The organism is Agrococcus sp. HG114 (assembly GCF_024723325.1).
Lineage (GTDB): Bacteria > Actinomycetota > Actinomycetes > Actinomycetales > Microbacteriaceae > Agrococcus.
Genome location: NZ_JANQCH010000289.1, coordinates 1 through 427, shown reverse-complemented (window position 1 = coordinate 427; position 427 = coordinate 1). Strand labels below are relative to the sequence as shown.

1 protein-coding gene is annotated in these 427 nt (G+C 37.0%); it reads right to left on the bottom strand.

Features of this window, described 5'->3' with window-relative positions; all coding sequences use genetic code 11:
• Window positions 1–220, bottom strand: a 220-nt coding sequence (locus tag NWP09_RS13280; protein ID WP_258275946.1) for a hypothetical protein, incomplete at its 3' end; no start/stop codon positions are given.
• Window positions 221–427: the final 207 nt, after the last annotated feature.

Genomic DNA, 427 nt, shown 5'->3' with positions numbered 1-427 from the left:
TCATAGAAGTGTTATCAAGTTCTGTTAGTATGTGCCTGGCGTTTTGTTCGGCTGTATAATACTCAGAATCGATGCGGCATTTATTATAGGCGATCTGATGGACACGCTCTGCAAAAATAACATTGATAAACGCTCTTTGCACGACATGATCAGCATCCTTATAGTTTGCCCCGTCTTCTGAAATTTGCAGATTAACATTCATTTCACTTATTGGATACATCTTCTCACCCTCCTAATTCGCTTCAAGCCATTGCTTCTTCTTATGTCATTATTGTATCACTCTCCTTTCATTTGCACAAACATTTGTTCTCGTTTTAAACATTAAATTACATTTACCGCGTAAATTTAATGTTTAGGGACACTGTGAGCGGGTAGTTGTGAGAATAAAATGGAAATAACCGGTAGATATGGATAAGAAGACTTACAA